The following is a 625-nucleotide window of genomic DNA, read 5'->3' on the forward strand; positions in this document are numbered from 1 at the left end:
CCACCCTGCCCGGTTTCAGTGATTTCAACGCCAAATGCGATTTGAAAGGTGGTTTTTATTTAGGCAATGCGGCGGCAGAACTGCGTTTCAATACGCTGCATGACAAAGCCCAGTTCAGCGCGGCCGCCCTGCCGACCTCGCTGTTCCCGGCGCTCGATGTTGAGGTGCCTTTCACGTTGCAAACACTGCGTTCTCATGACCAGTACAACACCACTATTTACGGGCTGGATGACCGTTATCGTGGTGTTTACGGCCAGCGTGAAGTCCTGTTTATCAACCCGGAAGATATGGACAACATGGGTTACGCCGCCGGAGATAACGTCGATATCGAAACGCTGTGGAATGATGGTATTACCCGTAAAGTCAGCGGGTTTAAGCTGGTGCCCTATGCCATTCCGCGTGGCAATCTGGCCGCCTACTACCCCGAAACCAATCCGCTGGTGCCACTTTCGAGTTTTGGTGACGGCAGCGGAACGCCCACCTCTAAATCGGTACCGGTGAAGATCAGTCTGTCACCTGTTGTGGCCGGAAGACGTATCGCCTGACACACCAGGGCGGCCGCATCAATGGCCGCCCACCACCACGTCAGAAAAGGCTTTTTACTTGCCGTGGAGCGGTTAATCGC

General features: G+C 54.9%; 1 protein-coding gene. It reads left to right on the forward strand.

Features of this window, described 5'->3' with window-relative positions; all coding sequences use genetic code 11:
* Positions 1 to 545 (forward strand): molybdopterin dinucleotide binding domain-containing protein (locus tag WH277_RS02065; RefSeq protein WP_339504114.1); only part of this gene is annotated, 545 nt, incomplete at its 5' end.
* Positions 546 to 625: the final 80 nt, after the last annotated feature.

The sequence above is a fragment of the Erwinia sp. MYb416 genome (genome assembly GCF_037479575.1).
GTDB lineage: Bacteria > Pseudomonadota > Gammaproteobacteria > Enterobacterales > Enterobacteriaceae > Erwinia > Erwinia rhapontici.